This is a genomic window from Pseudomonas sp. B21-036 (assembly GCF_024748925.1).
Taxonomy (GTDB): domain Bacteria; phylum Pseudomonadota; class Gammaproteobacteria; order Pseudomonadales; family Pseudomonadaceae; genus Aquipseudomonas; species Aquipseudomonas palmensis.
Window position 1 is genome coordinate 1,559,075 of sequence record NZ_CP087178.1, and the last position, 25,390, is coordinate 1,584,464.

The 25,390-nt window shown below is 63.8% G+C and carries 24 protein-coding genes and 2 pseudogenes; 15 read left to right on the plus strand and 11 right to left on the minus strand.

Annotated elements, in window-relative coordinates; all coding sequences use genetic code 11:
* Nucleotides 1-10: 10 nt before the first annotated feature.
* The 4 genes from LOY33_RS07060 to LOY33_RS07075 all read right to left on the minus strand — a co-directional run bounded on the left by LOY33_RS07060 (nt 11) and on the right by LOY33_RS07075 (nt 4,211).
* Entirely contained in the window at nt 11-1,840 is a 1,830-nt protein-coding gene (locus LOY33_RS07060; protein WP_196932161.1) for an ABC transporter ATP-binding protein, read from the minus strand.
* A 68-nt stretch (nt 1,841-1,908) separates the two neighbouring features.
* Nucleotides 1,909-2,466, minus strand: a complete 558-nt coding sequence (locus tag LOY33_RS07065) for a peptidylprolyl isomerase (RefSeq protein WP_196932143.1) — start codon at nt 2,464-2,466, stop codon at nt 1,909-1,911.
* Entirely contained in the window at nt 2,460-3,275 is an 816-nt protein-coding gene (locus LOY33_RS07070; protein WP_258662362.1) for an alpha/beta fold hydrolase, read from the minus strand. The genes LOY33_RS07065 and LOY33_RS07070 overlap by 7 nt, the downstream gene beginning before the upstream one ends.
* A 12-nt stretch (nt 3,276-3,287) precedes the next feature.
* Nucleotides 3,288-4,211 (minus strand): LysR family transcriptional regulator, encoded by a 924-nt coding sequence (locus LOY33_RS07075; protein WP_043864150.1) that lies wholly within the window; start codon nt 4,209-4,211, stop codon nt 3,288-3,290.
* A gap of 50 nt (nt 4,212-4,261) precedes the next feature.
* Between LOY33_RS07075 and LOY33_RS07080 the strand changes: the two genes are divergently transcribed.
* The 5 genes from LOY33_RS07080 to LOY33_RS07100 all read left to right on the plus strand — a co-directional run bounded on the left by LOY33_RS07080 (nt 4,262) and on the right by LOY33_RS07100 (nt 8,310).
* Nucleotides 4,262-4,576, plus strand: a complete 315-nt coding sequence (locus LOY33_RS07080; RefSeq protein WP_043864149.1) for a hypothetical protein — start codon at nt 4,262-4,264, stop codon at nt 4,574-4,576.
* 107 nt (nt 4,577-4,683) lie between these two features.
* Entirely contained in the window at nt 4,684-5,283 is a 600-nt protein-coding gene (locus LOY33_RS07085) for an FMN-dependent NADH-azoreductase (RefSeq protein ID WP_043864148.1), read from the plus strand.
* 249 nt (nt 5,284-5,532) lie between these two features.
* Nucleotides 5,533-6,354, plus strand: a complete 822-nt coding sequence (locus tag LOY33_RS07090) for a hypothetical protein (RefSeq protein ID WP_258662363.1) — start codon at nt 5,533-5,535, stop codon at nt 6,352-6,354.
* Nucleotides 6,355-6,399: 45 nt separating this feature from the next.
* Nucleotides 6,400-7,338, plus strand: coding sequence for a hypothetical protein (locus tag LOY33_RS07095; RefSeq protein ID WP_054914938.1), 939 nt, complete (start codon nt 6,400-6,402; stop codon nt 7,336-7,338).
* A 93-nt stretch (nt 7,339-7,431) separates the two neighbouring features.
* On the plus strand, nt 7,432-8,310 hold the full coding sequence (locus LOY33_RS07100) for a carboxylate/amino acid/amine transporter (RefSeq protein ID WP_043864146.1): 879 nt from the start codon (nt 7,432-7,434) through the stop codon (nt 8,308-8,310).
* Here LOY33_RS07100 and LOY33_RS07105 read toward each other — a convergent pair.
* On the minus strand, nt 8,251-9,552 hold the full coding sequence (locus LOY33_RS07105; RefSeq protein WP_043864145.1) for a mechanosensitive ion channel family protein: 1,302 nt from the start codon (nt 9,550-9,552) through the stop codon (nt 8,251-8,253). The two genes, LOY33_RS07100 and LOY33_RS07105, sit on opposite strands and share 60 nt — an antisense overlap.
* Before the next feature lie 142 nt (nt 9,553-9,694).
* Here LOY33_RS07105 and LOY33_RS07110 point away from each other — a divergent pair, with 142 nt between their 5' ends.
* Nucleotides 9,695-11,023: a DEAD/DEAH box helicase gene (locus tag LOY33_RS07110; RefSeq protein WP_043864144.1), complete on the plus strand. Its 1,329-nt coding sequence runs from the start codon at nt 9,695-9,697 to the stop codon at nt 11,021-11,023.
* A gap of 74 nt (nt 11,024-11,097) precedes the next feature.
* On the opposite strand, the gene LOY33_RS07115 is transcribed toward LOY33_RS07110, so the two are convergent.
* The gene (locus LOY33_RS07115) at nt 11,098-11,367 is read right to left on the minus strand and encodes a hypothetical protein (RefSeq protein ID WP_043864143.1); all 270 of its coding nucleotides are present in this window, start codon (nt 11,365-11,367) and stop codon (nt 11,098-11,100) included.
* Nucleotides 11,368-11,495: 128 nt separating this feature from the next.
* Between LOY33_RS07115 and LOY33_RS07120 the strand changes: the two genes are divergently transcribed.
* Complete coding sequence (locus LOY33_RS07120) at nt 11,496-11,891, plus strand: transcriptional regulator (RefSeq protein WP_258662364.1); 396 nt, start codon at nt 11,496-11,498, stop codon at nt 11,889-11,891.
* A gap of 143 nt (nt 11,892-12,034) precedes the next feature.
* On the plus strand, nt 12,035-12,919 hold the full coding sequence (locus LOY33_RS07125; protein ID WP_370409175.1) for a DMT family transporter: 885 nt from the start codon (nt 12,035-12,037) through the stop codon (nt 12,917-12,919).
* Here the strand turns inward: LOY33_RS07125 and LOY33_RS07130 are convergent.
* Nucleotides 12,867-14,042, minus strand: a complete 1,176-nt coding sequence (locus LOY33_RS07130) for an MFS transporter (protein WP_258662365.1) — start codon at nt 14,040-14,042, stop codon at nt 12,867-12,869. The two genes, LOY33_RS07125 and LOY33_RS07130, sit on opposite strands and share 53 nt — an antisense overlap.
* Nucleotides 14,043-14,146: 104 nt before the next feature.
* On the opposite strand from LOY33_RS07130, the gene ptrR reads away from it, so the two are divergent.
* The 3 genes from ptrR (at nt 14,147) to LOY33_RS07140 (ending at nt 15,493) form a co-directional block, all read left to right on the plus strand.
* Nucleotides 14,147-15,046, plus strand: a complete 900-nt coding sequence (gene ptrR / locus LOY33_RS07135; protein ID WP_088514513.1) for a putrescine utilization regulator PtrR — start codon at nt 14,147-14,149, stop codon at nt 15,044-15,046.
* A gap of 111 nt (nt 15,047-15,157) precedes the next feature.
* On the plus strand, nt 15,158-15,283 hold the full coding sequence (locus LOY33_RS25910) for a PA1414 family protein (RefSeq protein WP_286900691.1): 126 nt from the start codon (nt 15,158-15,160) through the stop codon (nt 15,281-15,283).
* A 21-nt stretch (nt 15,284-15,304) separates the two neighbouring features.
* The gene (locus tag LOY33_RS07140; protein ID WP_258662366.1) at nt 15,305-15,493 is read left to right on the plus strand and encodes a hypothetical protein; all 189 of its coding nucleotides are present in this window, start codon (nt 15,305-15,307) and stop codon (nt 15,491-15,493) included.
* Nucleotides 15,494-15,898: 405 nt separating this feature from the next.
* Here the strand turns inward: LOY33_RS07140 and LOY33_RS07145 are convergent, their stop codons facing one another.
* Nucleotides 15,899-17,278 (minus strand): sodium:solute symporter, encoded by a 1,380-nt coding sequence (locus tag LOY33_RS07145; protein ID WP_043864137.1) that lies wholly within the window; start codon nt 17,276-17,278, stop codon nt 15,899-15,901.
* A 138-nt stretch (nt 17,279-17,416) separates the two neighbouring features.
* Entirely contained in the window at nt 17,417-18,367 is a 951-nt protein-coding gene (gene speB / locus LOY33_RS07150) for an agmatinase (protein ID WP_043864136.1), read from the minus strand.
* Nucleotides 18,368-18,590: 223 nt separating this feature from the next.
* Here speB and LOY33_RS07155 point away from each other — a divergent pair, with 223 nt between their 5' ends.
* The 4 genes and pseudogenes from LOY33_RS07155 to LOY33_RS07165 all read left to right on the plus strand — a co-directional run bounded on the left by LOY33_RS07155 (nt 18,591) and on the right by LOY33_RS07165 (nt 21,856).
* Nucleotides 18,591-19,484: a LysR family transcriptional regulator gene (locus LOY33_RS07155; protein WP_043864135.1), complete on the plus strand. Its 894-nt coding sequence runs from the start codon at nt 18,591-18,593 to the stop codon at nt 19,482-19,484.
* Between the two features lie 136 nt (nt 19,485-19,620).
* Nucleotides 19,621-19,902: pseudogene (locus tag LOY33_RS25995) on the plus strand (PAS domain-containing protein); the annotation flags it as partial.
* Between the two features lie 786 nt (nt 19,903-20,688).
* Nucleotides 20,689-21,186: pseudogene (locus LOY33_RS26000) on the plus strand (methyl-accepting chemotaxis protein); the annotation flags it as partial.
* Between the two features lie 76 nt (nt 21,187-21,262).
* Nucleotides 21,263-21,856 carry a tRNA-uridine aminocarboxypropyltransferase gene (locus tag LOY33_RS07165; protein WP_258662367.1) on the plus strand — a complete coding sequence of 198 codons (594 nt, stop codon included), beginning with the start codon at nt 21,263-21,265 and terminating at the stop codon, nt 21,854-21,856.
* A gap of 6 nt (nt 21,857-21,862) precedes the next feature.
* Here LOY33_RS07165 and LOY33_RS07170 read toward each other — a convergent pair whose 3' ends face one another.
* The gene (locus LOY33_RS07170; protein ID WP_043864132.1) at nt 21,863-23,218 is read right to left on the minus strand and encodes an HlyD family type I secretion periplasmic adaptor subunit; all 1,356 of its coding nucleotides are present in this window, start codon (nt 23,216-23,218) and stop codon (nt 21,863-21,865) included.
* A gap of 11 nt (nt 23,219-23,229) precedes the next feature.
* A complete protein-coding gene (locus LOY33_RS07175) occupies nt 23,230-25,383 on the minus strand; it encodes a type I secretion system permease/ATPase (protein WP_043864131.1) in 2,154 nt (717 codons plus the stop codon).
* Nucleotides 25,384-25,390: the final 7 nt, after the last annotated feature.

Consider the following 25,390-nt stretch of genomic DNA (forward strand, 5'->3'; position numbering starts at 1 on the left):
GCCGCGGTGTTCAATCGACCCCGACAAACCCACCCGTCTGGTGATGCCACAACCGTGCGTACAGCCCCTGGTGCGCCAGCAGTTCGGCATGGGTGCCCATCTCGGCAATCCGCCCCTGCTCCAGCACCACCAGCCGGTCCATCCGCGCGATGGTCGACAGGCGGTGCGCAATGGCGATCACCGTCTTGCCCTGCATCAGGGTCTCCAGGCTCTCCTGGATGGCTGCCTCCACTTCCGAATCCAGCGCCGAAGTGGCTTCGTCCATGATCAGGATCGGCGCATTCTTGAGCAGCACCCGCGCAATCGCGATGCGCTGGCGCTGGCCGCCGGACAGTTTCACGCCACGCTCGCCCACATGCGCATCGAAACCGGTGCGCCCCTGGGCATCGGACAGCTGAGGGATGAACTCATCGGCCCGCGCCCGGCGCACCGCCTCCCACAACTCCTCTTCTGTCGCATCCGGCCGGCCATACAGCAGGTTGTCGCGAATCGAGCGGTGCAGCAGCGAGGTGTCCTGGGTGATCATGCCGATCTGTGCGCGCAGGCTGGCCTGGCTCACCTGGGCAATGTCCTGGCCGTCGATCAGGATACGGCCACTTTCCAGGTCGTACAGGCGCAGCAGCAGGTTGACCAGGGTGGACTTGCCGGCGCCCGAGGGGCCGATCAGGCCGATCTTCTCGCCGGGGCGAATGTCCAGGGTCAGGTTGCTGATGATCCGGCTGCCCTGACCGTAATGAAAGTCGACGTTGTCGAAGCGCACCGCGCCGCGATCGACCTTGAGCGCCGGAGCATCTGGCGGATCGGTGACGGTGACCGGCTGGGCGATGGTCTTGAGGCCATCCTGCACCATGCCGATGTTCTCGAAGATGCCGTTGACCACCCACATGATCCAGCCCGACATGTTGACGATGCGGATCACCAGGCCGGTGGCCAGGGCGATGGCGCCCACGGTGATCAGCGACTGGCTCCACAGCCACAGCGCCAGGCCGGTGGTGGTGACGATCAGCAGCCCGTTGAGGCTGGTGATGACCACATCCATGCTGGTGATCACCCGCGAGGCCAGCTGGGTCTTTTCGGTCTGCTCGCGAATCGCTTCGCGGGCGTACTGGCGCTCGAAGTCGGTGTGGGCGAACAGCTTGAGGGTGGCGATGTTGGTGTAGCCATCGACAATGCGGCCCATCAGCTTGGAGCGCGCATCCGATGACACCACCGAGCGCTCCTTGACCCTGGGCACGAAATAGCACAGTGCGCCGATGTAGGCGAAGATCCAGACGGTCAGGGGCAGCATCAGGCGCCAGTCGGCCTCGGCGAACAGCACCAGCGAGCTGATCGCGTAGATCAGCACGTGCCACAGGGCGTCCACCGCCTGCACGGCCGAATCGCGCAGCGAGTTGCCGGTCTGCATGATGCGCTGGGCGATGCGCCCGGCAAAATCGCTCTGGAAGAAATTGAGGCTCTGCTTGAGCACATGGGTGTGGTTCTGCCAGCGGATCATGCTGGTCATGCCCGGGCTGATGGTCTGGTGCACCAGCAGGTCGTGCAGGCCGAAGAACAGCGGGCGCAGCAGCAGCGTGACCACCACCATCCAGATCAGCTCGCTGGCGTGATCGCTGAAGAAATCGGGGTTTGGCGTGCCCTGGGCCAGGTCGATGATGCGGCTCAGGTAACTGAACAGCGCCACTTCGATGAGCGAAGCCACCAGCCCCACCACCAGCAGTGCGGCAAAGCTGGGCCACACCTGGCGCAGGTAGTAGAAATAGAACGGCAGGACCTTGCCCGGCGGCGATGCGGTCGGTGCTTCGCGAAAGATATCGATCAGCTTTTCGAAATAGCGATACAACCTCAAAACTCTAACTCCTGTCTGACTCGACCGGGCCGGTCGTGGTTCACGTCCCTGTGAACACGGGCTCAGTCAATGCGTTTGGCGGACTTGATCAGCACGGGATCGGCCGGTACATCGGCCATGCCGTTCTTGCGCGTGGTAGGCGAGTTGACGATCTGGTCGACCACGTCCATACCCTTGACCACCTTGGCGAACACGGCGTAGCCGGCATCGCGGCCCGGATCGAGGAAGGCGTTGTCGGCCACGTTGATGAAGAACTGGCTGGTGGCCGAGTTCGGGTTGGATGTGCGGGCCATCGACAGGGTGCCGCGGGTGTTGTGCAGGCCGTTGCTGGCCTCGTTGCGGATCGGGTCCTTGGTCGACTTCTGTTGCATCTGCGCGGTGAAGCCGCCGCCCTGGACCATGAAGCCCGGGATCACGCGGTGGAAGATGGTGTTGGTGTAGAAGCCGCTGTCGACATACTCGAGGAAGTTCTTGGTCGAGATGGGCGCCTTGACCGGGTCCAGTTCCACTTCGATCTGGCCGAAGCTGGTGTCGAGCAGTACGTGCGGGGCTTTTTCGGCAGCCATCAGGCTGGTGGCGAAGACGACCGAGCAGGCGCCAAGCAGAAGTTTTTTCAGCATGAACTCAATGATCCTTGAGAAGTGGTTGAAGCCGTTGCCAGAAACTGCAGCAGGGTCTGGTTGAACAGCCGGGGTTGATCCAGCGGTGTAGCGTGCCGTGAATCTTCGATGACCGCCAGTCGTGCTTGAGGAATAAGCGCGACGTAGCGCTGCTTGAGCTGTATCGGGGTGTAATCGTGGTCGGCGCTGATGACCAGCGTAGGACAGCGGATCTGGCCCAGGCGTTCCTGTACCCCCCAGCCGACGATGGCATCGAAGCTGGCCAGGTACGCACGCTTGTCGTTGCGCGCCCAGCGCTCGGCCATCTTGCGTCGCAACTCGGCCTGCTCCGGCTTGGGAAACAGGCGCGCGGCCAGGCCTTTGCCGATGGTCTTCAGGCTCAGCAGGCGGGCCAGGCTCCAGCGCTTGAACCATTGCCAGTAATCGTCGCGGCTGCGCAGCTTGACCTCGGGTGCGCTGTTGACGATGCACAGGCTGCGCAACCCGTGGGGATGGTCGACGGCAAACTGGAAGCCGATCATGCCGCCCATCGACAGGCCAGCCAGGTGCACCGGGCCGGTGTTCAGGTGCTCCAGCAGGGCCAGCAGGTCGGCGCTGAAGCCGGCGATGCTGTAGCGCTCGCGAGGCTTGTCGGAGCGCCCGTGGCCGCGCACATCGAGCAGGATCACGCGGTACTGACGGGCCAGCTCCGGTACCTGGTATTCCCAGTCCTGGCAGCTCGAGCCCAGGCCGTGCAGCAGTACCAGGGGCTCGCCCTGGCCATATTCCTCGTAATGCAGGGTGCAACCTTCATGTTCGAAATAGGCCATGGGCGTTACCTGTCAGGCTTGGGCGGGGGCGGCGAAGGGCACGTCCAGCGGCGCAGTGTCGAAGTTGCGCAGCAACTCGATGAGGATCTGCGTGGCCGGGCCCAGGGGTTTGTCCTTGTTCGAGTAAAGGTAGAACAGCGGGTGACGGCTGCCACCCTGGTCCAGCGGCAGTGGCTTGAGCACGCCTTCGCGCAGTTCGCGCTCGATCAGGTGGCGTGGCAGCCAGGCAAAGCCCAGGCCGCTGCTGACGAAGGTGGCGGCGGTGGCCAGGCTGCCGACCGTCCAGCGCTGTTCGGCGCCCAGCCAGCCCACATCCCGCGGTTGTGCCCGGCCAGAGTCGCGGATCACCACCTGCAACTGGCTCTCCAGGTCCTGGAAACTGAGCTCGCGGCCCAGGCGGTGCAGGCTGTGCTCGGGGTGTGCAACGGCCACGAACTCCACCGCGCTCAATTCGGTGCCCAGGTAGCCGGGGATGCTGAAGCCGCTGATGGCAAGGTCCGCCACCCCTTCATGCAGCACTTCCTCGACCCCTGACAGCACCTCCTCGCGCAGGCGCACCCGGCAGCCGCGACTTTGCGGCATGAACGCACTCAGGGCACGTACCAGTCGGGCATTGGGGTAGGCGGCATCGACCACCAGGCGCACCTCGGCTTCCCAACCCTGCTCCATGTGATGGGCGAGGTCTTCGAGTTGGCTGGCCTGCTTGACCAACTGGCGCGAGCGGCGCAGCAGCACGCTGCCGGCATCGGTGAGCACCGCCTTGCGCCCGTCGATGCGCAGCAACGGCACGCCGAGCTGGTCCTGCATGCGGGCCACGGTATAGCTCACCGACGATTGGGAGCGGTGCAGGGCTTCGGCGGCCTGGGCAAAGCCGCCGTGGTCGACCACCGCCTGCAGAGTCCGCCACTGATCCAGGGTAACGCGCGGCGCTTTCATCTTCGGCTCCTGTTGTCCTAAGCTGGCGCACTTTCATGGAGAGCGCCGTTATGAAGAAAATCTGTGTTGCACTGCTGGCCCTGCTGCCGCTGACGGCCCTGGCCTACCCCATCGACGTGACCAAGAACACCGACGGGGTGAAGCTTGACTACACCACCTACGACACCGACCGTGACATCGGCTCGATCAGCCTGAACAACTACGGCGATGTGGCAGCGACGTGCAAGGTCACCTTCCGCAACGGCCCGGAGGCCCCGAGGGTACGGCGCATACAGGTACCGGCGAAAAAGAGCGTCGACGTGACGGCCAAATTCAACCGCGAAATCCTCAAGCTGCGCATTGCGCTGGACTGCAAACCGCAATAAAACAGGTTAACTGATAGATTTAACCCAGTTTTTACGCTTTTTTATCGATAGGTCAATCTCTAATCTTGCCTCCATCGACTTAGCGAACTTGCCGATGGAGGCAACCCATGTCCCGCGTACTGATCATCGAAAGCAGCGCCCGCCTGCAGGACTCCGTGTCTCGTCAGCTGACCCGTGATTTCACCAGCCAGTGGCAGGCGGCCAACCCGGCCGACCAGATCAGCGTGCGCGACCTGGCATTGAACCCGGTACCCCACCTGGACAGCCATCTGCTGGGTGGCTGGATGAAGCCCGAAGCCCAGCGCAGCGCCGAAGAAGTGCAGGCACTGGCACGTTCCAACGAACTGACCGACGAAGTGCTGGCCGCCGATGTACTGGTGCTGGCGGCGCCGATGTACAACTTCACCATCCCCAGTACGCTGAAGGCCTGGCTCGACCATGTGCTGCGTGCCGGCATCACCTTCAAATACACCCCCACCGGCCCGCAGGGCTTGCTGACCGGCAAGCGCGCCTATGTGCTGACGGCCCGCGGCGGTATCCACGCCGGGGCCGGTAGCGACCATCAGGAGCCCTACCTGCGCCAGGTGATGGCCTTCATCGGCATACACGAGGTGACGTTCATTCACGCCGAGGGCCTGAACATGGGCGGCGACTTCCACGAAAAAGGCCTGAACCAGGCCAAGGCGCTGCTGGCTGCGGTAGCTTGAGCCGTACCGATTTTCCCCCCGCCTGACACCTTTGCTCCTTTGGGTGTACCTGCCCGGTCAGACACTGGTTTGACCGGGCTTTTTTGTGGGTGGTTATAAAACCTGTCATTGCCAGGTTGATTGTTTATAGAGAACTGACAGTTTTGTCAGGTGCGCGCTTGAATGCCTAGCTGTTTATATACAGGTGACGGACAGACTTTCCGCCGTGAAAGTTTGTAACTTGCCTCGCGGATATAAGGATGCGTACCTATGCCTGCTAAAATTGAGTCCAAGCTATATGCCTGGGATGCCCCGACGATCGACTGTTCGATTGATCATCCCGAATACCCCCAAGACCCGTCGAGAAGGTATTTCCTGATAAGGGGGATCTACAACTGCGGCAGCAATACGGATTTTTTGTCAGTCAGGACGCTCATATCAGCCGGTATGTACGCCGGTGACAGGGTCAGGGTAAGAATTGTCGAACCTTCCGGTATCATCTTCGATTTGCCCGTGCAAGTCATCAAAAACCCGCCGCAAGCGCTGTACTCTTCTTGTCCAAAAGCGCTGATGTACAGCAGTTCCGGTCAAACGGCACAGGTAAATTTCGCGCTGAGCAGGAATGGCGGAGCATGGGTGGTTTCGCAGAGTCGTTACTATACGGTGCAAGTCCAAAGTTTCGATCCATTGGACCGGCCAAAACTTGACCGCGGTTCTCGCGTGGCCACGGTTACCTATGACAAATGGCACCGTTCACACAAGGTTCGTCTAAGAGGTTTCACCGCGACAGGGCATGAGGACCTGGGGTGGAAATCCATGGAGGGTGGTAAAGCCCAGTTTGAAATTCCACTGAGCTGGTTTCAGCAGAACAGAGGCAAGCCAGTGTGGCTCAATTATGCGCTTGAAGCGGTTACGGGCTCGGACTACCAATTTTCCAGGCTGCTTTATATCCCGAGCCTGGAGGTGCCCCCGGCATCTGAGGAGGCGCCTGAGGGCCCTGCGAAAGTGCCGGTGAAAAAACCTGCGAAGGCGTCAGAAGCACCTGCGAAAGTGCCTGGCAAACCTGCGAAACGCCCGCCAAGCAAGGCGTGACCCGCAAGCAAGGGTTCAAAGCCGGCGCGAGCGCAGGGAGGCACCATGTTGAACACGTTCACACTGTTGCTGTTGATCAGCCTGATGACAGCCTGCGCCAACCGGGCGCCGGTGCAGCCTGCCAATGACGAGGTTGCGCAGGCAAGCTCGGTGCCGCCAACGGTCCAGGCCGCTGCGTTGCAGTCCCGTGCAGGTACGGCGGCTGTTTCCGGAGCCACGGTTGCACGCCACCTGCAGGAACGTTACCGCGACACCCGGCAGAACTGTAACGCCTCCAGCGCGCCGGCCTTTCTGTGCAGCGGCATCCTCATGCGCGCTACGCAGAACAGCCCGGCGTTTCATTCGTGGAACCCGAACCCCACCGCCTCGGGCGTGTCGTTCTCCTACCTGCGCGCCGACTCTGCGTTCAGTCGGTTGGCCTATGGGTACACTAACGGCTTCATCTTCGTGCCTATCTTGTACGCCAACAATCAATACAAGCCCCGTGTGTTGTGCTCGTTTCCTGTGGACGCCGATTCCAACAGGCGAGAGTCGCAGGGGTGCGGGCAGAATGTCGGTTACCCCACGGTGAGTCGCGAGTGCAGGGCGCAGGGCATCGGTACAGCCGAACAATGGCTGGCGCATTACAACGCCAACCGGATCAATGCACGCCAGTGCGGCTTCAATGTTCGCGATGAACTCAACAAAGAAGGCGCCATCGCGTTCTATCAGAGCCTGCGTGCCAGAAACCTGCCCGGCGCCAACCTTGGCGGCATCCAGAACGAAGTGCGCATGGCCCTGTGGCCGCAGAACATCGGTCGCCAATTGCCGATGGAAGCCTTCTTCTATATTGGCGGGAGCGCGAGCGGAAGGGCGGGGGCGCAGGCGGATCAGCGGGACTTCTTCAGCCAGACGGGCATCCTGGTGCCGATCATCGCGGTGACCTTGCCCTCTGGCGCCACCCCCGCACGCTTCCAGTTCATCACGGCCGATCAGACCCGTTGAGCCTGCTGGCACCTTGAGTGCAGGCCTTTCAAAAGCGGTTGCCGGCCCGGTGGTCAACCGCTAAGGTCGCCGCCTGCATATCAGGGGGCATACATGGGCTACTTATTGATCGTCGCGCTGATCCAGGCGTTTTCCTTCAGCCTGATCGGCGAATACCTGGCCGGGCATGTCGACAGCTACTTCGCGGTACTGGCGCGGGTACTGCTGGCCGGCCTGGTGTTTTTGCCGTTGACCCGCTGGCGCAAGGTCGAGCCGCGCTTCATGCGGGCCATGCTGCTGATCGGCGCGTTGCAGTTCGGCATCACCTATGTGTGCCTGTATTTGAGCTTTCGTGTGCTGAGCGTGCCCGAAGTGCTGCTGTTCACCATTCTTACACCCTTGCACGTGACCCTGATCGAGGATGCCCTGAACCGGCGCTTCAACCCGTGGGCACTGGTGGCCGCACTGGTGGCGGTGGGGGGCGCAGCGGTGATTCGCTTTGACCGCATCAGCCCGGACTTCTTCATGGGCTTTGTGCTGCTGCAACTGGCCAACTTCACCTATGCCGCCGGTCAGGTGCTGTACAAGCACCTGGTTGCCCGTTACCCCAGTGACCTGCCGCACTACCGACGCTTCGGCTACTTCTACCTGGGCGCCCTGCTGGTGGTGCTGCCGGCCTTCCTGCTGTTCGGCAACGCGCAACATTTGCCCAGCACCGACGTGCAGTGGCTGGTGCTGCTGTTTCTGGGATTGTGCCCGACGGCGCTGGGGCTGTACTGGTGGAACAAGGGCGCCTGCCTGGTTTCAGGCGGCACCCTGGCGGTGATGAACAACCTGCATGTGCCGGTCGGGCTGTTGCTCAACCTGCTGATCTGGAACCAGCACGAGCCGCTGGGCCGGCTGTTCATCGGTGGTGCGGTGATACTGGCCTCGCTATGGCTCAGCCGACTCGGTGCTCAACGCCCGTTGCTCGCGAACGGCACCGGCCGGTAGCAGCCCGGCGCGCAGGTCGCTGCCGCTGGGTTGCTGGTACAGGCCCAGACCGAACTCGGGCATCACGGCCAGCAGGTAGTCGAAGATATCGCCCTGGATACGTTCATAATCGGCCCAGGCGGTGGTGCGGGTGAAGCAGTAGATTTCCAGGGGCACGCCCTGGGCGGTGGTCTGCATCTGACGCACCATGCAGGTCATGTTCGGCTGGATGTCCGGGTGGCTTTTCAGGTACGCCAGGGCATAGGCGCGGAAGGTGCCGATGTTGGTCATGCGCCGGCGGTTGGCCGACAGCGCTGCCACAGGGCCCTGGGCTTCGTTCCAGGCCTGCAGTTCGCTGCGCTTGCGGGTCATGTAGTCGGTGAGCAGGCGCACCTTGCCCAGGCGTTGCTCTTCTTCATCGGTCAGAAAGCGCACGCCGCCAGCATCGATGAACAGGCTGCGCTTGATGCGCCGACCGCCGGCCTGCTGCATGCCACGCCAGTTCTTGAACGATTCGGACATCAAGCGCCAGGTGGGGATCGAGACAATGGTCTTGTCGAAGTTCTGCACCTTGACCGTGTGCAGGGTGATGTCCACCACGTCGCCGTCGGCGCCCACCTGGGGCATCTCGATCCAGTCGCCGACGCGCAGCATGTCGTTGCTGGTCAGTTGCACGCTGGCCACGAACGACAGCAGGGTGTCCTTGTACACCAACAGGATCACCGCCGACATCGCACCCAGGCCCGACAGCAGCAGTAACGGCGAGCGGTCGATCAGGGTGGCGACGATGATGATCGCGCCGAACACGAACAGCACCATCTTGGCCAGTTGCACATAGCCCTTGATCGAACGGGTACGCGCATGTTCGGTGCGGGCATAGATATCGAGCAGGGCATCGAGCAGTGCACTGATGGCCAGCACCAGGAACAGAATGGTGAACGCCAGCGCCACGTTGCCCAGAAAATGCTGGCTGGTGGCGCTGAGCTCCGGCACCAGCTTGAGGCCGAACTGCACCACCAGCGAGGGCACCATCTGCGCCAGGCGCTGGAATACCTTGTTGTGCAGAAGGTCGTTGAGCCAGTGCAGGGCCGGCTGGCGGCTCAGCAGCCGGACGGCGTGCAGGATCATGAAGCGTGCCACACGCCCCAGTACCAGGGCGGCCAGCAGCAGTACCGCCAGACCCAGGCCGGCGTGCAGCAGCGGGTGCTGATCGAGGGTGCCCCACAGATCCAGGGCGTTTTGCCAGAACAATTGAATATCCATGCCTTAGTAAAGGTGTCCGCAAAAAGAGTGGAAGTGCAATTAGAACGCGGAAAGTCGTGACAATGCCAAAAGAAATTCGGCGTGAGCGCCGGAAAACGTTACCCTATATGGCTGAATTTCTGCACTTGCCCGAGGTACACCCGTGTTTTCCCAATTCGCCCTGCACGAACGCCTGCTCAAAGCCGTGGCCGCACTGAACTTTGTCGAGCCCACGCCTGTGCAGGCGGCGGCCATCCCCCTGGCGCTGCAAGGGCGTGACCTGCGGGTGACGGCGAAAACCGGTAGCGGCAAGACCGCCGCCTTCATGCTGCCAGTGCTCAACCGCCTGGTGGACCTGAAGCAGAGCCGTGTCGAGATCCGTGCCCTGGTGCTGCTGCCGACCCGCGAGCTGGCCCAGCAGACCCTCAAGGAAATCGAGCGTTTCGCCCAGTTCACCTACATCAAGGCCGGCATGATCACCGGTGGTGAAGACTTCAAGGAACAGGCCGCCATGCTGCGCAAGGTGCCGGACATCCTGGTCGGCACCCCGGGGCGCATGCTCGAACACCTCAATGCCGGCAACCTGCACCTTGAACATGTGCAGGCGGTGGTGCTGGACGAAGCCGACCGCATGCTCGACATGGGCTTTTCCGAAGACGTCGAGCGTCTGTGCAACGAGTGCGCGAACCGCGAGCAGACCCTGCTGTTCTCGGCTACCACTGGCGGTGCCGGCCTGCGCGACATGATCGGCAAGGTACTCAAAGACCCCGAGCACCTGATGCTCAATACCGTCAGCCAGCTCAACGACGGCACCCGCCAGCAGATCATCACCGCCGACCACAACCAGCACAAAGAACAGATCGTGCAGTGGCTGCTGGCCAACGAGACCTACCAGAAGGCAATCATCTTCACCAATACCCGGGTGATGGCCGACCGTATCTACGGTCACCTGGTGGCCAAGGACATCAAGGCATTCGTGCTGCACGGCGACAAGGACCAGAAGGACCGCAAGCTGGCCATCGAGCGCCTCAAGCAGGGCGGCGCCAAGGTGCTGGTGGCGACCGACGTCGCGGCCCGTGGCCTGGACGTGGACGGCCTGGACCTGGTGATCAACTTCGACATGCCGCGCAGCGGCGACGAATATGTACACCGTATCGGTCGTACCGGGCGCGCCGGCAACGAAGGTCTGGCAGTGTCGCTGATCTGCCATGGTGACTGGAACCTGATGTCGAGCATCGAGCGCTACCTCAAGCAGAGCTTCGAGCGCCGCACCATCAAGGAAGTCAAAGGCACCTATACCGGGCCGAAGAAGGTCAAGGCGTCGGGCAAGGCCGCCGGGGTCAAGAAGAAAAAGACCGACAAGAAGACCGACAAGAAGGTGGTGGCCAAACGCAAGCCGACCGCCAAGCCCAAGCCCAATGCTCCCTCCCTGGTGAGCCAGGACGGCATGGCACCGCTGAAGAAGCGCAAGCCGGCACCGGCTGCCGAGTAAGGTTGCAGGGCCTATTCGCCGGCAAGGCCGGCTCCTACAGGAGCTGTCTTGCCAGCGAACGCGTCATCCTCGATTCAGACTTTCTTCTCTGCCGCCTTCAGTTCCTGCATGCGCTTGTCGATCAGCTGGCATTTGTCCGGCAGGTCCTTGCTCTCGGTTCCCAGCTTCATCCCCTGCAGTTCTTCATTGATCTCCTTGGCCTTCTGCGGGTTCTGCTCCGTCAGTTTGCTGACCTCCTTGGCCAGCTCCTCGCGTTTCTGCGTGGCCTCTTCCAGCGTGCAGGCCCAGGTGGGCACGGCAAATAGAAGGGCAGCGGCAGCGGTGATGCTCATCAGCGTTTTCATGGTCGGACCTCGTGTTCCATTACGGGCGAAGGTGTTCGGTGGAGGGCTGTGCCGGCCGGAAAGTTCAGTCGAACCGCTGCCGCGCGCGCCTGTCACACCCTTACATCCCCTTGCTGGAGGTTGGACCGATGAGCACTACCTATGACTGGGACCTGATGGAGCGCCTGCTGCACGAAGTGCAGAACGGCGCCGGCCACAGCTTTACCCCGCGCCCGTATGCCGAGCAGCATGCTGCCGGCCTGGCTGCCAAAGGCGATGCAGTGCCGGAGCTTGATCATCTGAAGACCCAGGCCTGTGAATACGAGAAGCTGCTGTTCGAGCGCGGCTTTATCGAGACGCGCCCTGAAGAGGAAGGGGGCAATGGCGAGAACTTCGTCCTTACCCAACGAGGCTCGCGCCTGCTCAGCCTTATCGACAGCGCAATCCCGGGCAATGATCATCCGCGCCAGGTGTTGAACGAGCAGGCTGATGCACTGGATGAGGCGACCTTCGACGAAGTGGCGTCAAAGGCACAAATCGCCTGATCGGGCTGGTAATCGCTGGCAGCAGGCCCTGATAATCGGCGCTGGATCCACTATTGCCGAGAGCCTGCCATGCCGTGCCGCGATAATGGGGGTCGCCCTTGAGCGCCCTTCGTAAGAATACCGACACCTTCGCTCTGCAGGTCATGCTGGGCCTGTGCCTGATCTGGGGCATCCAGCAGGTCATGATCAAGTGGGCCGCGCCGGACATCGCACCGGTGATGCAGGCCGCCGCGCGCTCGGGCATCTCGGCACTGATGGTCGCGTTGCTGATGTGCTGGCGGGGTGGCTGGGAACAGCTGGGCACTACCTGGAAGGGCGGTTTGCTGGCCGGTTCGCTGTTCGGCCTGGAGTTTCTGCTGATAGCCGAAGGGCTGCAACTGACGTCCGCGGCGCACATGTCGGTGTTCCTCTACACCGCGCCGGTGTTCACTGCGCTGGGGCTGCACTTCATGCTGCCCAGCGAGCGCCTTCGCCCGCTGCAGTGGCTCGGCATCCTGCTGGCGTTCGCCGGTATTGCCGTGGCCTTTGCCGGCGGACTGTCGCTGGACAACCTCGATGGGCGCATGCTGCTGGGCGATGCGATGGGCGTTATGGCCGGCATGGCCTGGGGCGCGACCACCGTCGTGGTGCGGGCTTCGCGCCTGTCGGAGGCACCGGCTACCCTGACCCTGTTCTACCAACTGATGGTCGGCTTCGTCGGCCTGCTGCTGATCGCGGTACTGACCGGGCAGGTCGGCCATGTGACGCTGACCGCCACATCGATCAGCAGCGTGCTGTTCCAGGCGGTGGTGGTGTCGTTCTTCAGCTACCTGACCTGGTTCTGGCTGCTGCGTCGCTACCTGGCGTCCAACCTGGCGGTGTTCTCGTTCATCACCCCGTTGTTCGGGGTGACGTTCGGCGTGTTGCTGCTGGGCGAGCCGTTGAGCCTGAACTTCATCCTGGGCGCCGTCTGCGTGTTGCTGGGCATTACCCTGGTCAGTGCCGAGCAGTGGGTACGCAGGCGTCTGCGGCGCCTGCTCGGCCAGTAGCCGGGCGCAACAGCAGGGCCCCGGCGATGATCAGGCCGCTGGCGGCCACTACCAGCGCCGGTTGCAGGCTGGCGCTGAACTGATTGCTCAACGCCGCCAGCAGCGGGCCGCTGAGTTGGCCGAGGGCGAAGCAGGTGGTCAGCAGGCCGGCATTGCGGTGGGTGGCGTGGGGGGCCAGTTCGCGCGAGCGCTGCATCACCAACTGCATGCAGGCCAGAAACGGCGTGCCGCACAGCAGTACACCCAGCGCCAGGCCGGCGCCGCTGCCCAGCAGGCAGGCCAGTACCCCGGCGGCCTGCAGCCACAACGTTGCCATCAGCCAGCGCGCCGTGCTGCCGTGGTGCGGGCGGCGCAGGCTGACCAGCACCACACCCATGGCGGCAGCCAGGCCGAAGGCCGGCCAGAACAGGTCGGCCAGCCACTGGCCGTGAAAACGTGCGCTGGCCATCTGCGACATGAAAGTGGCCGGAATGATGTATCCCACCCCGTACAGTGCATAGATCAGCCCCAGCCGTCCGATGCCGGGTGTCGCACCCTGCGCGGTGGCCTTGTGCGCGGGCACTGGTTGCGGGTGTGGCAGCGCGGGCTGGATCACCAGCAGCATCAGCAGCGCCACGGCGGCGTAGATCAGCCACAGCGGTGCCGAACCCAGGCCCTGCAGATTGGCGCCCAGTGCCAGCATCCCCGTGAGCAGGATACCCATGCCAGGGCCGGCGAACACCAGTGCGCCAAGACGCGGTTGCCGGCTTTGAGCGGCCAGGTGCTGAGTCATGCCGGTGAGCGTCACCACCACCCACGCGCTGGCGATGCCGGTGCCCAGGCGCAGCGCCATATGCGGCCAGAACCCGTGGGCCCAGAACGAGGCCAGGGTCAGCAGCACACACAGCCACAACCCGGCCAGCAGGCGCCTGCGCACCTGGGTGGGGCGGTGCGCGAACATCGCGTCGAGGGCGCCGAGCAGGTAGCCCAGGTAATTGGCGGCGGCTACCAGCCCGGCGGCGGTCAGGCTGATCTGGCCTTCGCTGATCAGGTGCGGCAGTTGCGGGGTGAGGGCGAATCGGCCGATGCCCATGGCCATCATCAGGGCAACGAAGCTGGCCAGCAGGCGCATTGTCGAGGACATGGTCGGGTTCCTGTGCGATGAGCGTTGACCGTCAGGCTACTGCGGGTTGACTTTCATAAAAATTGAATAATGATGAGGAACTTGTTCTGTTTTGGAGAATTGCCGTGGAGCTGAGTCAACTGCGCATCTTTCAGGCGGTCGCCGAAGAGGGGTCGATCACCCGCGCGGCCGAGCGCCTGCACCGCGTGCCCTCCAACCTGTCCACGCGCCTGCGCCAGCTGGAAGAGCAACTGGGTGTGGAGCTGTTTCGGCGCGAGCGCCAGCGCCTGCAGCTGTCGCCGGCTGGCAAGGTGCTGCTGGACTACAGCGCACGCATGCTGGCGTTGCATGACGAAGCCTTTGCGGCGGTTCAGGGGGGCGAGCCGGCGGGGAATTTCGTGCTGGGCAGCATGTACAGTTCAGCGGCCATTCATCTGCCTGAGTTGCTGGCGCGCTATCACCGAGCTTACCCGGCGGTGAACCTGCAGGTGCAGACCGCCCCCAGCGGCGAATTGCTCGAAGGGCTGCTCAGCGGGCGTCTCGACGCGGCGCTGGTGGATGGACCGCTGGCCCTGGCCGGGCTCGATGGGGTGCCCTTGTGCGAGGAGACCCTGGTGCTGCTCACCGAGGCCGACCACCCGCCGGTGCACAGTGCCCGGGATGTGGCTGGGCGTGCGGTGTTCACGTTTCGCCAGGGATGCTCGTACCGCATGCGGCTGGAGGCCTGGTACGCCCATGATCGTGCGGCGATGGGGCGGGTGATGGAAATCGAATCGTATCCCAGCATGCTGGCCTGTGTGATCGCCGGGGCGGGTGTGGCGTTGATGGCGACCTCGATGCTTGAAAGCCTGCCGGGCCGGGAACGGGTCACGGTGCACCCGTTGCAGTCGCCGTTCGACCAGACCACCACCTGGCTGATGTGGCGCAAGGGCATGTGCGGGGCCAACCTGAGTGCCTGGATAGCGGTGCAGGAAGCGGTGAAGGGGCAGGTGAGCGATGATGCCGAGGTGGCCCTGCGTGCCTGACTGAAATCAATAGAGAAGTTTTTACCCGGGCGTGATGCTGCACATGGGGCTATGATGAGTTTGTAGCGCCGCCGCCGTACTTCGCGCGCAGATGACCCGTGAGGGGGAGTTATGAGAAACGATCTGTTCAACTGGCTCCACGACCTGGCTGTGGCATTGGGGCTTGTCCCGCCACCCATGCAGCCTGTACCGATCCCTACCGATGAGGAGCAACGCAAACGCCAACCTCGGCGCTAGCGTGCTGCTGAAACCGACGCATTGCGCAATGCGTCGGTATTCTTTTGCGATTTTTCAGCCGTCCCCATTCCCACAAAATCCCTGAAAGGCTTTGGCTTTGGCTTTGGCTTTGGCTTTGGCTTTGGCTTTGGCTTTGGCTTTGGCTTTGGCTTTGGCTTTGGCTTTGGCTTTGGCTTTGGCTTTGGCTTTGGCTTTGGCTTTGGCTTTTGATCTTCCCGTCCCCCAGGAGGCCGAATGGAACCTGCGCGTAGTGGGGTGGAGGGCCATGGATGGCCCGTAAAGCGCCGACGGGCAGGGATGCCCGTTCGGCGTGGCCCCACGGAGCGTGGGTGGAATGAGGGGACCCGTAGCGAAGCGTAGGGCCGGATGATGGACGGGAGCGGTTTTGCTTACTTTTTCCAAGAAAAAAGTAAGCCGCTGTAAGAGCGGAAGGGGCCCTTGCTGGCTGCATCCATGCTGGATAAGCCTGCGCTTGCCGATTTTACAGGGCCTGTTGCTGATCCAGAATTTCGGACGTTGCGTTTCAGGCATGTGGCGCGTTGCTGCCTTCGCGGGGCAAGGCCCGCTCCTACAGGTCGTCCATGACCCTCCACCCCGCTACCCAGGCGGGGCGTCCTATGCCAGATTCACCGCGCCCACCGGCCGACGCGACATCAAACTCACCACCACAAAACTCACCAACCCGATAGCCAGGCTGTAGTAGATCGGCGTATTGGCATCCATCCCATCCTTGAACATGAACACCAGCGCCGTCACGAACCCCAGCCCCATGCTGGTGATTGCCCCGGCCGTGGTTGCACGCTTCCAGTAGATTGCCCCGATCAACGGCACCAGCATGCCGCCCACCAGCAGGTTGTACGCCAGGGTCAATGCACTGATCACATCCACTACCACCAGCGCGATCCCCAGCACCGCAATACCCGTAAGCAAGGTAAACAACCGGTTGATGCCAAGGCTCGACTGCTTGCCGCCACGCAGCTTGGGCAGCAGGTCTTCGGTCAGCACCGTGGAGGCAGCCAGCAAGCCGGCACTGGCGGTGGACATCATTGCCGCCAGGGCCGCGGCAATCACCAGCCCACGGATGCCGTCGGGCAACGCTGACTTCACGATCGCCGCAAACGCATTGTTGGCATTGCCCAGGTCAGGCAGCAGCACATGCGCACACATGCCGATCAGGGCACACACCAGGCCGTAGATCACGCAGTACACACCGGCCGTGGTACCGGCCCGCTGGGCGACTTTTTCGTCACGGGCAGTGAACACGCGCTGCCAGATGTCCTGGCCGATCAGGATGCCGAAGAAGTAGATCAGGAAGTAGGTGATGATGGTGTCCCAACCAATGGTGGTCAGGTTGAAGCTGGCAGCCGGCAGCTTGGCCACCAGTTCGTCCCAGCCGCCCACCCGGTACAGGCAGATCGGCAGCAGGATGAACATCAGGCCCACGGTCTTGATCACGAACTGCACAATGTCGGTCAGGGTCAGCGACCACATGCCGCCAATGGTCGAGTAGACCACTACCACGCCACCACCGAGCAGGATGGCGCCCCAGAACGGCAGGTCGAACAGCACCTGCAGCACGGTGCCGATGGCCAGGGTAGAGGTCACGGCGATCATCAGGGCGTAGGCCAGCATGATCACGGCGCTGGCCTGGCGGGCCATGGGGTTGTAGCGCTTTTCCAGCACCTGGGTCACGGTGAAGATGCGCAGGCGCAGCAGCGGCTTGGCCAGGAACAGGTTCAGGGCAATGATGCCCAGGCCCAGCGCGGCGCACAGCCAGAAGCCGGAAATGCCGTGCACATAGCCCAGCTTCACGGTGCCGACGGTAGAGGCGCCGCCCAGCACGGTGGCGGCCATGGTGCCCATGTACAGGCTTGGGCCCAGGTTGCGCCCGGCCACCAGGTAGTCTTCGTGGGTCTTCGCGCGGCGCATGCCGAACCAGCCCAGTACCAGCATGCCGGCGGCGTATATCAGTACAACGAATATGTCCAAGGCCATGGGGTGTCTCCGATTATCTTTATTATGGTGAGATCGATCGCCGGTGGCGTGCGCCAGGCGTCATTCATCCGCAAGCGGGCCGCGTGTACGGCCCGCCGAAAGGCTCCATCCGGGGGTGAAACTCCAGGCCGATGGCCGTTAGCGATGCGCTACGCCAGGCAGAACACACAACATTTCGTACAACAGGTTGGCGCCGAGCAATGAGGTGTTGCCGGTGGTGTCGTAGGGCGGCGAGACCTCCACCAGATCGCAACCGATCAGGTCCAGCCCCTGGCAGCCACGGATGATCTCCATCGCCTGGATGGTGGTCAGGCCACCGATTTCCGGGGTGCCGGTGCCCGGTGCCCAGGCCGGATCGATGCCGTCGATGTCGAAGCTCAGGTAAACCGGACCACCACCGACCTTTTCACGCACTTCGGCCATCAGCGGCTCCAGCGACTTGTGCCAGCACTCCTCGGCCTGCACCACGCGAAAGCCCTGCTTGCGGCTCCAGTTGAAGTCTTCGGCGGTGTAGCCCTGGGCGCGCAGGCCGATCTGCACCACGCGGTCGCAGTCCAGCAGGCCTTCTTCGACGGCGCGACGGAAGGTGGTGCCGTGGGCGATCTTCTCGCCGAACATGTGATCGTTGACATCGGCATGGGCATCGATGTGCACCAGCCCGACCTTGCCGTGCTTCTTGTGGATCGCGCGCAGGATCGGCAGGGTGATGGTGTGGTCACCGCCCAGGGTCATGGGGATCACGTCGTGCTCGAGGATCTCGTCGTAGGCCTCTTCGATGATGCGCACCGCGTCGAGCAGATTGAAGGTGTTGATTGCCACGTCGCCGATGTCGGCGACCGACAGCGAGTCGAACGGGGCGGCGCCGGTGGCCATGTTGTACGGGCGGATCATCACGGATTCGGCACGGATCTGGCGCGGGCCGAAGCGGGTGCCGGAACGCAGCGAGGTGCCGATGTCCAGCGGGATGCCGATGAAGGCAGCGTCCAGGCCGGCGGCGCTGGGCAGGTGGGGAAGACGCAGCATGGTGGCGATGCCGCCGAAACGCGGCATTTCGTTGCCGCCCAGTGGTTGGTGAAGAATCTTGTCCACGGTCGGGCCTCACGGTTTGGATTGTTCTAGTTGTTGGAACCTGTCCGGCCGCCCTGCGAACAGGTGCAGCAATGCGCGAGGACAGGTGCATTGGCGCAGAGTCTGCAAAAGGTAGTGCGCCAAGAGAATCGCTACAGGCAAATACTTACTTCAGGTTTTCATGAACTAATGGCGATCAACGGGTAGACTGGCGCGTATTCGTTGCCCTGTTGGAGCCCTTGCCATGGCCTCGGCCCTGCCTGATCTGAAATTGCTGCGCATCTTCGTCAGCGTGGTACGCCACCAGGGCTTCGCCAATGCCCAGCGCGAGTTGAACCTGTCCACGTCCGCCATCAGTACCTACATGAGCCAGCTTGAGTCGGCGCTGGGTATCGTGCTGTGCCACCGTGGGCGCGGCGGCTTCAGCCTCACCAGCAAGGGCGAGCTGTTCCATCAGGAGACCCTGCGCCTGCTGGCCGAAATGGACGGTTTCGAGCAGTACGCGGCGGCGCTCAAGGGCGAGCTGCGCGGCACCCTGAACCTGGGGGTGATCGACTCCACGGTCGGCGATCGCGCATTGCCGCTGGCCGACGCCATCGGTGCCTATAGCCTCGAACACCCGGCCGTGCACCTGCACCTGTCGGTGTCCAGCCCCTACGAACTGCAACTGGGGGTGCAGGACAACCGCCTGGACCTGGCCATCGGCGCTTTCTCCACACGCATGAGCGGGCTGGTGTATCAGCCGTTGTACCGCGAGCAGCATTGGCTGTACTGCAGCAACCGGCATTCGCTGTTCACCGAGCGGCGCATTCCCGAACAGGTGATCACCCAGCAGCGCATGGTCGGTCGCGGCTACTGGAGCCAGGCCGAACTGGCCCGCCACGGCTTCAAGCACAGCGCCGCCACGGTCGAGAGCATGGAGGCACAGCTGATCCTGGTACTGTCGGGGGCCTACATCGGCTACCTGCCTGAACACTATGCCCAGGCCTGGGTGGACAAGGGCGACCTGCGGGTGCTGTCGCCGGCGACCTTCGGCTATCAGGCGCCGTTCTCGCTGATCATTCGCCGGGGCCGCAGCCGCGAACCCTTGATCCAGACCTTTCGCGACCGCCTCAAGGCGCAGCTCACGCCAGCCTGATCGGATGCGCATGAAAATCTTTTGCGCAAATAGAAGAAAAATCCTTCAGACAAGCCCTACAAGCCCGTAAATGCTCTGCTAAACCTGTTCTTGCTTGTTGAAAATTCCCAACATCTTCCAAGCAGGGATCGCCGAGATGCGTACGAATCTGCCCGTCACTGAGCATGAAAGAACCTTCCCGAGCGATCAGCGCCTGATATCCACCACCGACCTCAACAGCCGCATCACCTACTGCAACGACGCCTTCGTCAGCATCAGCGGTTTTACCTACGACGAACTGGTGGGCCAGCCCCATAACCTTGTACGCCACCCGGACATGCCGCCCGCGGTGTTCGGGCACATGTGGGACACCCTCAAGCAAGGCAAGCCCTGGATGGGGGTGGTCAAGAACCGCGCGAAGAACGGCGATTTCTACTGGGTCAGTGCCTACGTGACGGCCATCTACGAGGATGGCCGTATCAGTGGCTACGAGTCGGTGCGCTCGGTGCCCACCCCGGACCAGATCCGTCGAGCCACGGCGTTGTATGCACGCTTGCGCCAGGGCCGGGGCGCCATGTCCTGGGCCGCGCGTGCAGCGGTGCAACTGGAGCTGGGCTGGCCGCTGGTAGGGGCGGCGCTGCTGTCGGCCGCCGGCTACCTGTGGCTGCCCCAGTACGCGGCGCTGGGCGTGTTGATGGCCAGCCTGCTCAGTGCCTGGTACCTGATCGAGGCCCATCACGACCGGATGATCCGGCGTACCCTGGCCGAGCACCCCAGGGCCTTCACCAGCCCGCTGGTAGCGCTGACCTACAGTGACAACCGGGGCCTGCAGGGGCAGTTGGACCTGGCGATCATCAGCGAGGAAGCGCGCCTGCAGACCGCGCTCACGCGGCTGGTGGACGCCGGCGTCGGGGTCAAGGCACGGGCCACGCAATCGAGCGACCTGTCCGGGGCCCAGGCGCAGATGCTCGACCGGCAGCGCTGCGAGACCGACCAGTCGGCGGCCGCCATTGCGCAGATGGCGGCAACCATCCAGCAGGTCACCCACAACGTGCAGGACACCGCCACGGCGGCGTCCGATGCCGACCAGTTGGCCCGCCAGGGCAGCGACCTGGCACAACGAAGCCTGCAGGCAATGGGCAGCATGGCCGATGCGGTGACCGAGATCGGCCAGGCGGTGAACGAACTGGCCGGGCAAACCCAGTCCATCGGCAGCGTGGTGGATGTGATCACCTCGATCGCCGAGCAGACCAACCTGCTGGCGCTCAATGCCGCCATCGAGGCGGCGCGGGCCGGCGAGCAGGGCCGCGGTTTTGCCGTGGTGGCCGACGAGGTGCGGTCGCTGGCGCAGCGCACGCGGGTCTCGACCGAGGAAATCCACCAGATCATCGCCAGCCTGCGTGCCGGGGCCGAGCGGGCGGTGAGCAGTGCCAGCCGCGGCGAGCAGATCTCGCGTGACAGCGTGCACAGTGTCGAGGCCGTGCAGACCGCGCTGGTGGGCATCAGCCAGGCGGTCAGCCGCATCACCGGCATGAGCCAGCAGATGGCCACGGCGTCGGAACAGCAGAGTCATGTGGCCGAAGACATCAACCAGCAGATCACGCGCATCGCCCAGCTGTGCGACCACAGCGCCGGGCAGGCCAAGCAGGGCGCCGAGATCAGCCAGGACCTGCAGCGCATGGCCGACTACCTGTACAGCCTGGCCGAACGCTTCAATCGCTGAATCCGCGCGTTTGACCCAGGGCGGTGCGGTATTTCGCGGGCCTGCTGTGGCACACTTCGCGCCCCAGGAGAACCCGATGTCCAGAATTCACTGCGAGCGCTGCTTGCGCCCACAAACCCATTGCCTTTGCACGTTGATCCCCCGCCTGGACAGCCGCACCCGTGTACTGCTGCTGCAGCATCCCAGCGAAGTGAACCATGCCTTGAACACCGCCAGGCTGGCGGCGCTTGGCCTGCGCAATGCCGAGTTGCGGGTGGGCGAGGTGTTCGAGGATCTCGAGCAGTGGCTGACGCAGCCGGGGTATCGCACCGGCCTGTTGTTTCCGGGTGAGGGCGCGCAGGCGCTGCAGGCTTATGCTGGCGATGAGCGACCGTGGTTGCTGGTGGTGCCCGACGGCACCTGGCGCAAGGCGCGCAAGTTGCTGCATGTGAACCCTTTGCTGGCAACGTTGCCACGGGTCACGCTGGGGGCGTTGCAGCCGTCGCGCTACCGGTTGCGCAAGGCACCCGGGGAGGGCGCCTTGTCGACCATCGAGGCAGTGACGCAGGCGTTGAACGTGCTGGAGGCGCCGGCGCTGTTCGATGCGCTGCTGCGGCCGTTCGATGCCCTGATCGAGGGGCAGATTGCGGCGATGGGGCAACAGACCTACGAGCGCAACCACCTGCGTTGATGGGCGCTAGCGCTCGCGCAACGCCTCGGTGCGTGCCTTGAGCACCGGCTTGAGCAGGTAATCCAGCACGCTCTTGTGCCCGGTGATGATGTCCACCGTGGCGGTCATGCCCGGGATGATCAGCAACGGTTTGTTGTCCCCGCCCAGGTGGTTCTTGTCGGTGCGCACCTGGATCAGGTAGAACGCGTTGCCCTTGTCGTCCGTCACCGTGTCGGCGCCGATCAGTTCCAGCTTGGCCTTCAGGCCACCATAGATCGTGTAGTCGTACGCACTGAACTTGACCATCGCGGTCTGCCCGGGGTGCAGAAAGGCCACATCCTGTGGGCGCACCTTGGCCTCGATCAGCAGGTTGTCTTCCAGCGGCACGATCTCCAGCAGGTCGCTGCCCGGCTGCACCACACCGCCAATGGTGTTGACCTTGAGCAGCTTGATGATGCCGTGCACCGGCGACACCACGGTGGTGCGGGTGACACGGTCGTCGATGGCGATGCTGGTGGCGGTGATCTTCGAAAGCTCGGTGCGCTTGTCGTTGAGTTCCTTGGCCGCCTCCGAGCGAAAGCCTGCCTCGGATTCCTCGATCTTGCTGCGGATCTCCGCCGCCGCCGCTTCGGCCCGCGGAATCGCCAGGCTGGTGGCGTTCAGCGAGCCGCGAGCCTCCACCGCGCTGCGCTTGAGGCGCAGGATCTCCACCGGCGAAATCGCGCCGGTGCCCACCAGCGGCGTGGACATGTTCAGCTCTTGCTGCAGCAATGCCAGGCCCGAGCGGTACTGCTCCAGTTTGGAGCGAAACTCGGCCAGCTCCTGGGTTTTCTGCCGCAGTTGCTCGTTGAGCGTCTGTTTCTCGCTGGTGAGGCGGCGCTGGCGCGACTGGTACAGCGACAGTTCGTCCTCGGCCACCTGCGGGGCCTTGCTGCGTACCACCTCCGAAAGCTGGAAGGGGCGACCCTCGGCCTCGGCGGACAGGCGCTCGACCTGCGCGGTCAGGGCATAGCGGTCGGCTTCGCTTTCGCCCTTGTTCGACAGAAAGCGCGTGTCGTCCAGGCGCAGCAGGGTGTCGCCCTTGTTTACCATCTGCCCCTCGCGCACGAAGATCTCGGTGACGATGCCGCCCTCCAGGTTCTGGATCACCTGCACCTTGCTCGACGGGATGGCCTTGCCTTCGCCCATGGTGACTTCATCGAGCACCGCGAATTTGGCCCACACCAGTGCCACCAGCAGCAAGCCTGCCGCCAGCCACACGGTGATGCGCGACAGGCGGGGCGAGTCCTGCAGCGTCGCGCCGGCCAGGTCCGGCATGTACTCGCGTTCGGCAGTCTTGCCGAAGCTGCGGATGTAATCGCCCAGGCCGGACAATGCAGACATGCTGATTCCCCTCAGAGTGCAGAGCCGACACGGCCCTTGCGCAGTGCATCGATGACCGCGTCCTTGGGCCCGTCGGCCACCACCTTGCCGTTGTCCAGCACCACCAGGCGGTCGACCAGGCTGAGCATCGAGGTGCGGTGGGTGACCAGCAGCAGGGTCTTGCCCTGCACCCAGCCGTGCAGGCGCTGGCGCAGCTGGTCTTCGCTGCTGTTGTCCATATGGCTGGTGGGCTCGTCGAGGATCAGGATCGGCGGTTCCAGCAGCATCGCGCGGGCCAGCAGCACGGTCTGGCGCTGGCCGCCGGAGAGCAGCATGCCGCGCTCGCCCACCGGCCGTTCGAAGCCTTGCGGGTGCTGGCGGGCCAGTTCGCTCACGCCGGTCATCTCGGCCACTTCGAGCATGCGCGCATCGCTGACGTAGCGTGCGCCCAGGGTCAGGTTGTCGCGCAGGCTGCCGGCCAGCAGCGGCAGGTCATGGGCCACGTAGCCGAGCTGCTGGCGCAGGTCGGCGATGTCGAGCTGGCGCAGGTCGAGGTTGTCGAGCAGGATCTGCCCCTCTTCGGGTTCGTAGAAGCCCATCAGCAGGCGTGCCAGGGTGCTCTTGCCCGAGCCGCTGCGACCGATGATGCCGATGCGTTCGCCCGGCTTGACCGTGAAGCTCACGTTGTCCAGCGCTGCGGCGTTCTGCCCGTTGTAGCGGAAGGTCACCTGGCTGACCTGCAGCGCGCCGTGCAACTGGGTGCGCTCCAGGGTCTGCTGGCCGGCAGGTCGTTCCTGGGGCAGGGCCATCAGCGCGTCGGTGCTGTGCATGGTCAGCTGGGCCTGCTGGTAGCGGGTGATCAGCCCGGCGATCTGGCCCAGTGGTGCGAGCACGCGGCTGCCGAGCATGTAGCTGGCCACCAGGGCACCCACGCTGAGGTTGCCGGCAATGATGCTGTACACCCCGGCGACGATGGTGGCCATGCCGCACAGCTGCTGGATGAACAGGGTGCCGTTGGTGGCCAGTGCCGAAAGGTTGCGCGCCTGTACGTCGAGGCGGGTGAGGGCGCCGTGGGTGCTTTCCCACTGGTGCTGGCGCTCGCTTTCGGCCCCGCAGGCCTTGAGGGTTTCCAGGCCGCCCAGGGTCTCGATCAGCAGCGCCTGGCGCAGCGCGCCCAGGCTCAGGCTTTTTTCCACGGTATCGCGCAGGCGTGCCTGGATGAACAGCGCAAAGGCGATGGTGATCGGAAAGGCCACCAGCGGAATCACCACCAGCCAGCCGCCCAGCAGGCCGATCACCAGTAGCATCAGCACCACGAAGGGCAGGTCGATGACGCTGGTCAGGGTCACCGCCGTGAGGAATTCGCGCAGGCCCTGGAAGTCGTGGATGCTCTGGGCGAAGCCGCCGATGGTGGCCGGGCGGGCCTTCATCGACATGCCGGTGATGCGCTCGAACAGGGTGGCCGAGAGGATCAGGTCGGTCTTCTTGCCGGCCTGGTCCAGCAGGTGCGCACGCACCACGCGCAGCACCAGCTCGAACAGGGTGCCGAGCATCAGGCCGATGACCAGCACCCACAGGGTGGAGGTGGCCTGGTTGGGCACCACCCGGTCGTAGGTCTGCATCACGAACAGCGGCACCATCAGGCCCAGCAGGTTGATCAGCAGGCTGGCCAGCAAGGCGTCGCTGTAGAGCCAGCGCGACTGCTTGAGGGTGTCACGGAACCAGGCGTTGACCCTGGGCAGCAGCGGTGTGCGCAGGTCTTCGACCTCGTGGCGCGGGCGTGCGAACAGGGCCTGGCCGCTGTAGACGTCGGCCAGCTCCTGGCGGCTGACCCACTGCTCGCCGCCTTCGGCTTCACTGGGCAGTATCAGGGCCTGGTCGTTCTCGCCCCAGCGCCGCAGCACGGCGCTGCGGCCATCGGCAAGCAACAGCAGCACCGGCAGGTTGAGCGCCGAGATCGCGCCCAGCTCGCGGCGCAGTACCCGTGCCTGCAGGCCGGCCCGGGCCGCTGCGCGCGGCAGTAGGTCGAGGCTCATGCGCTGTTCGGCCAGCGGCAGGCCGGCACACAGGCTGCTGCGACTGACCGCAGCGCCGTGCAGCTTGCACAGTATCAGCAGCCCGTCGAGCAACGGGTCATCGAAGCTCTGGCGCGGGTCGGCGGTGCCGGCCGGCTGCATGCTGGTCATGGGCGGC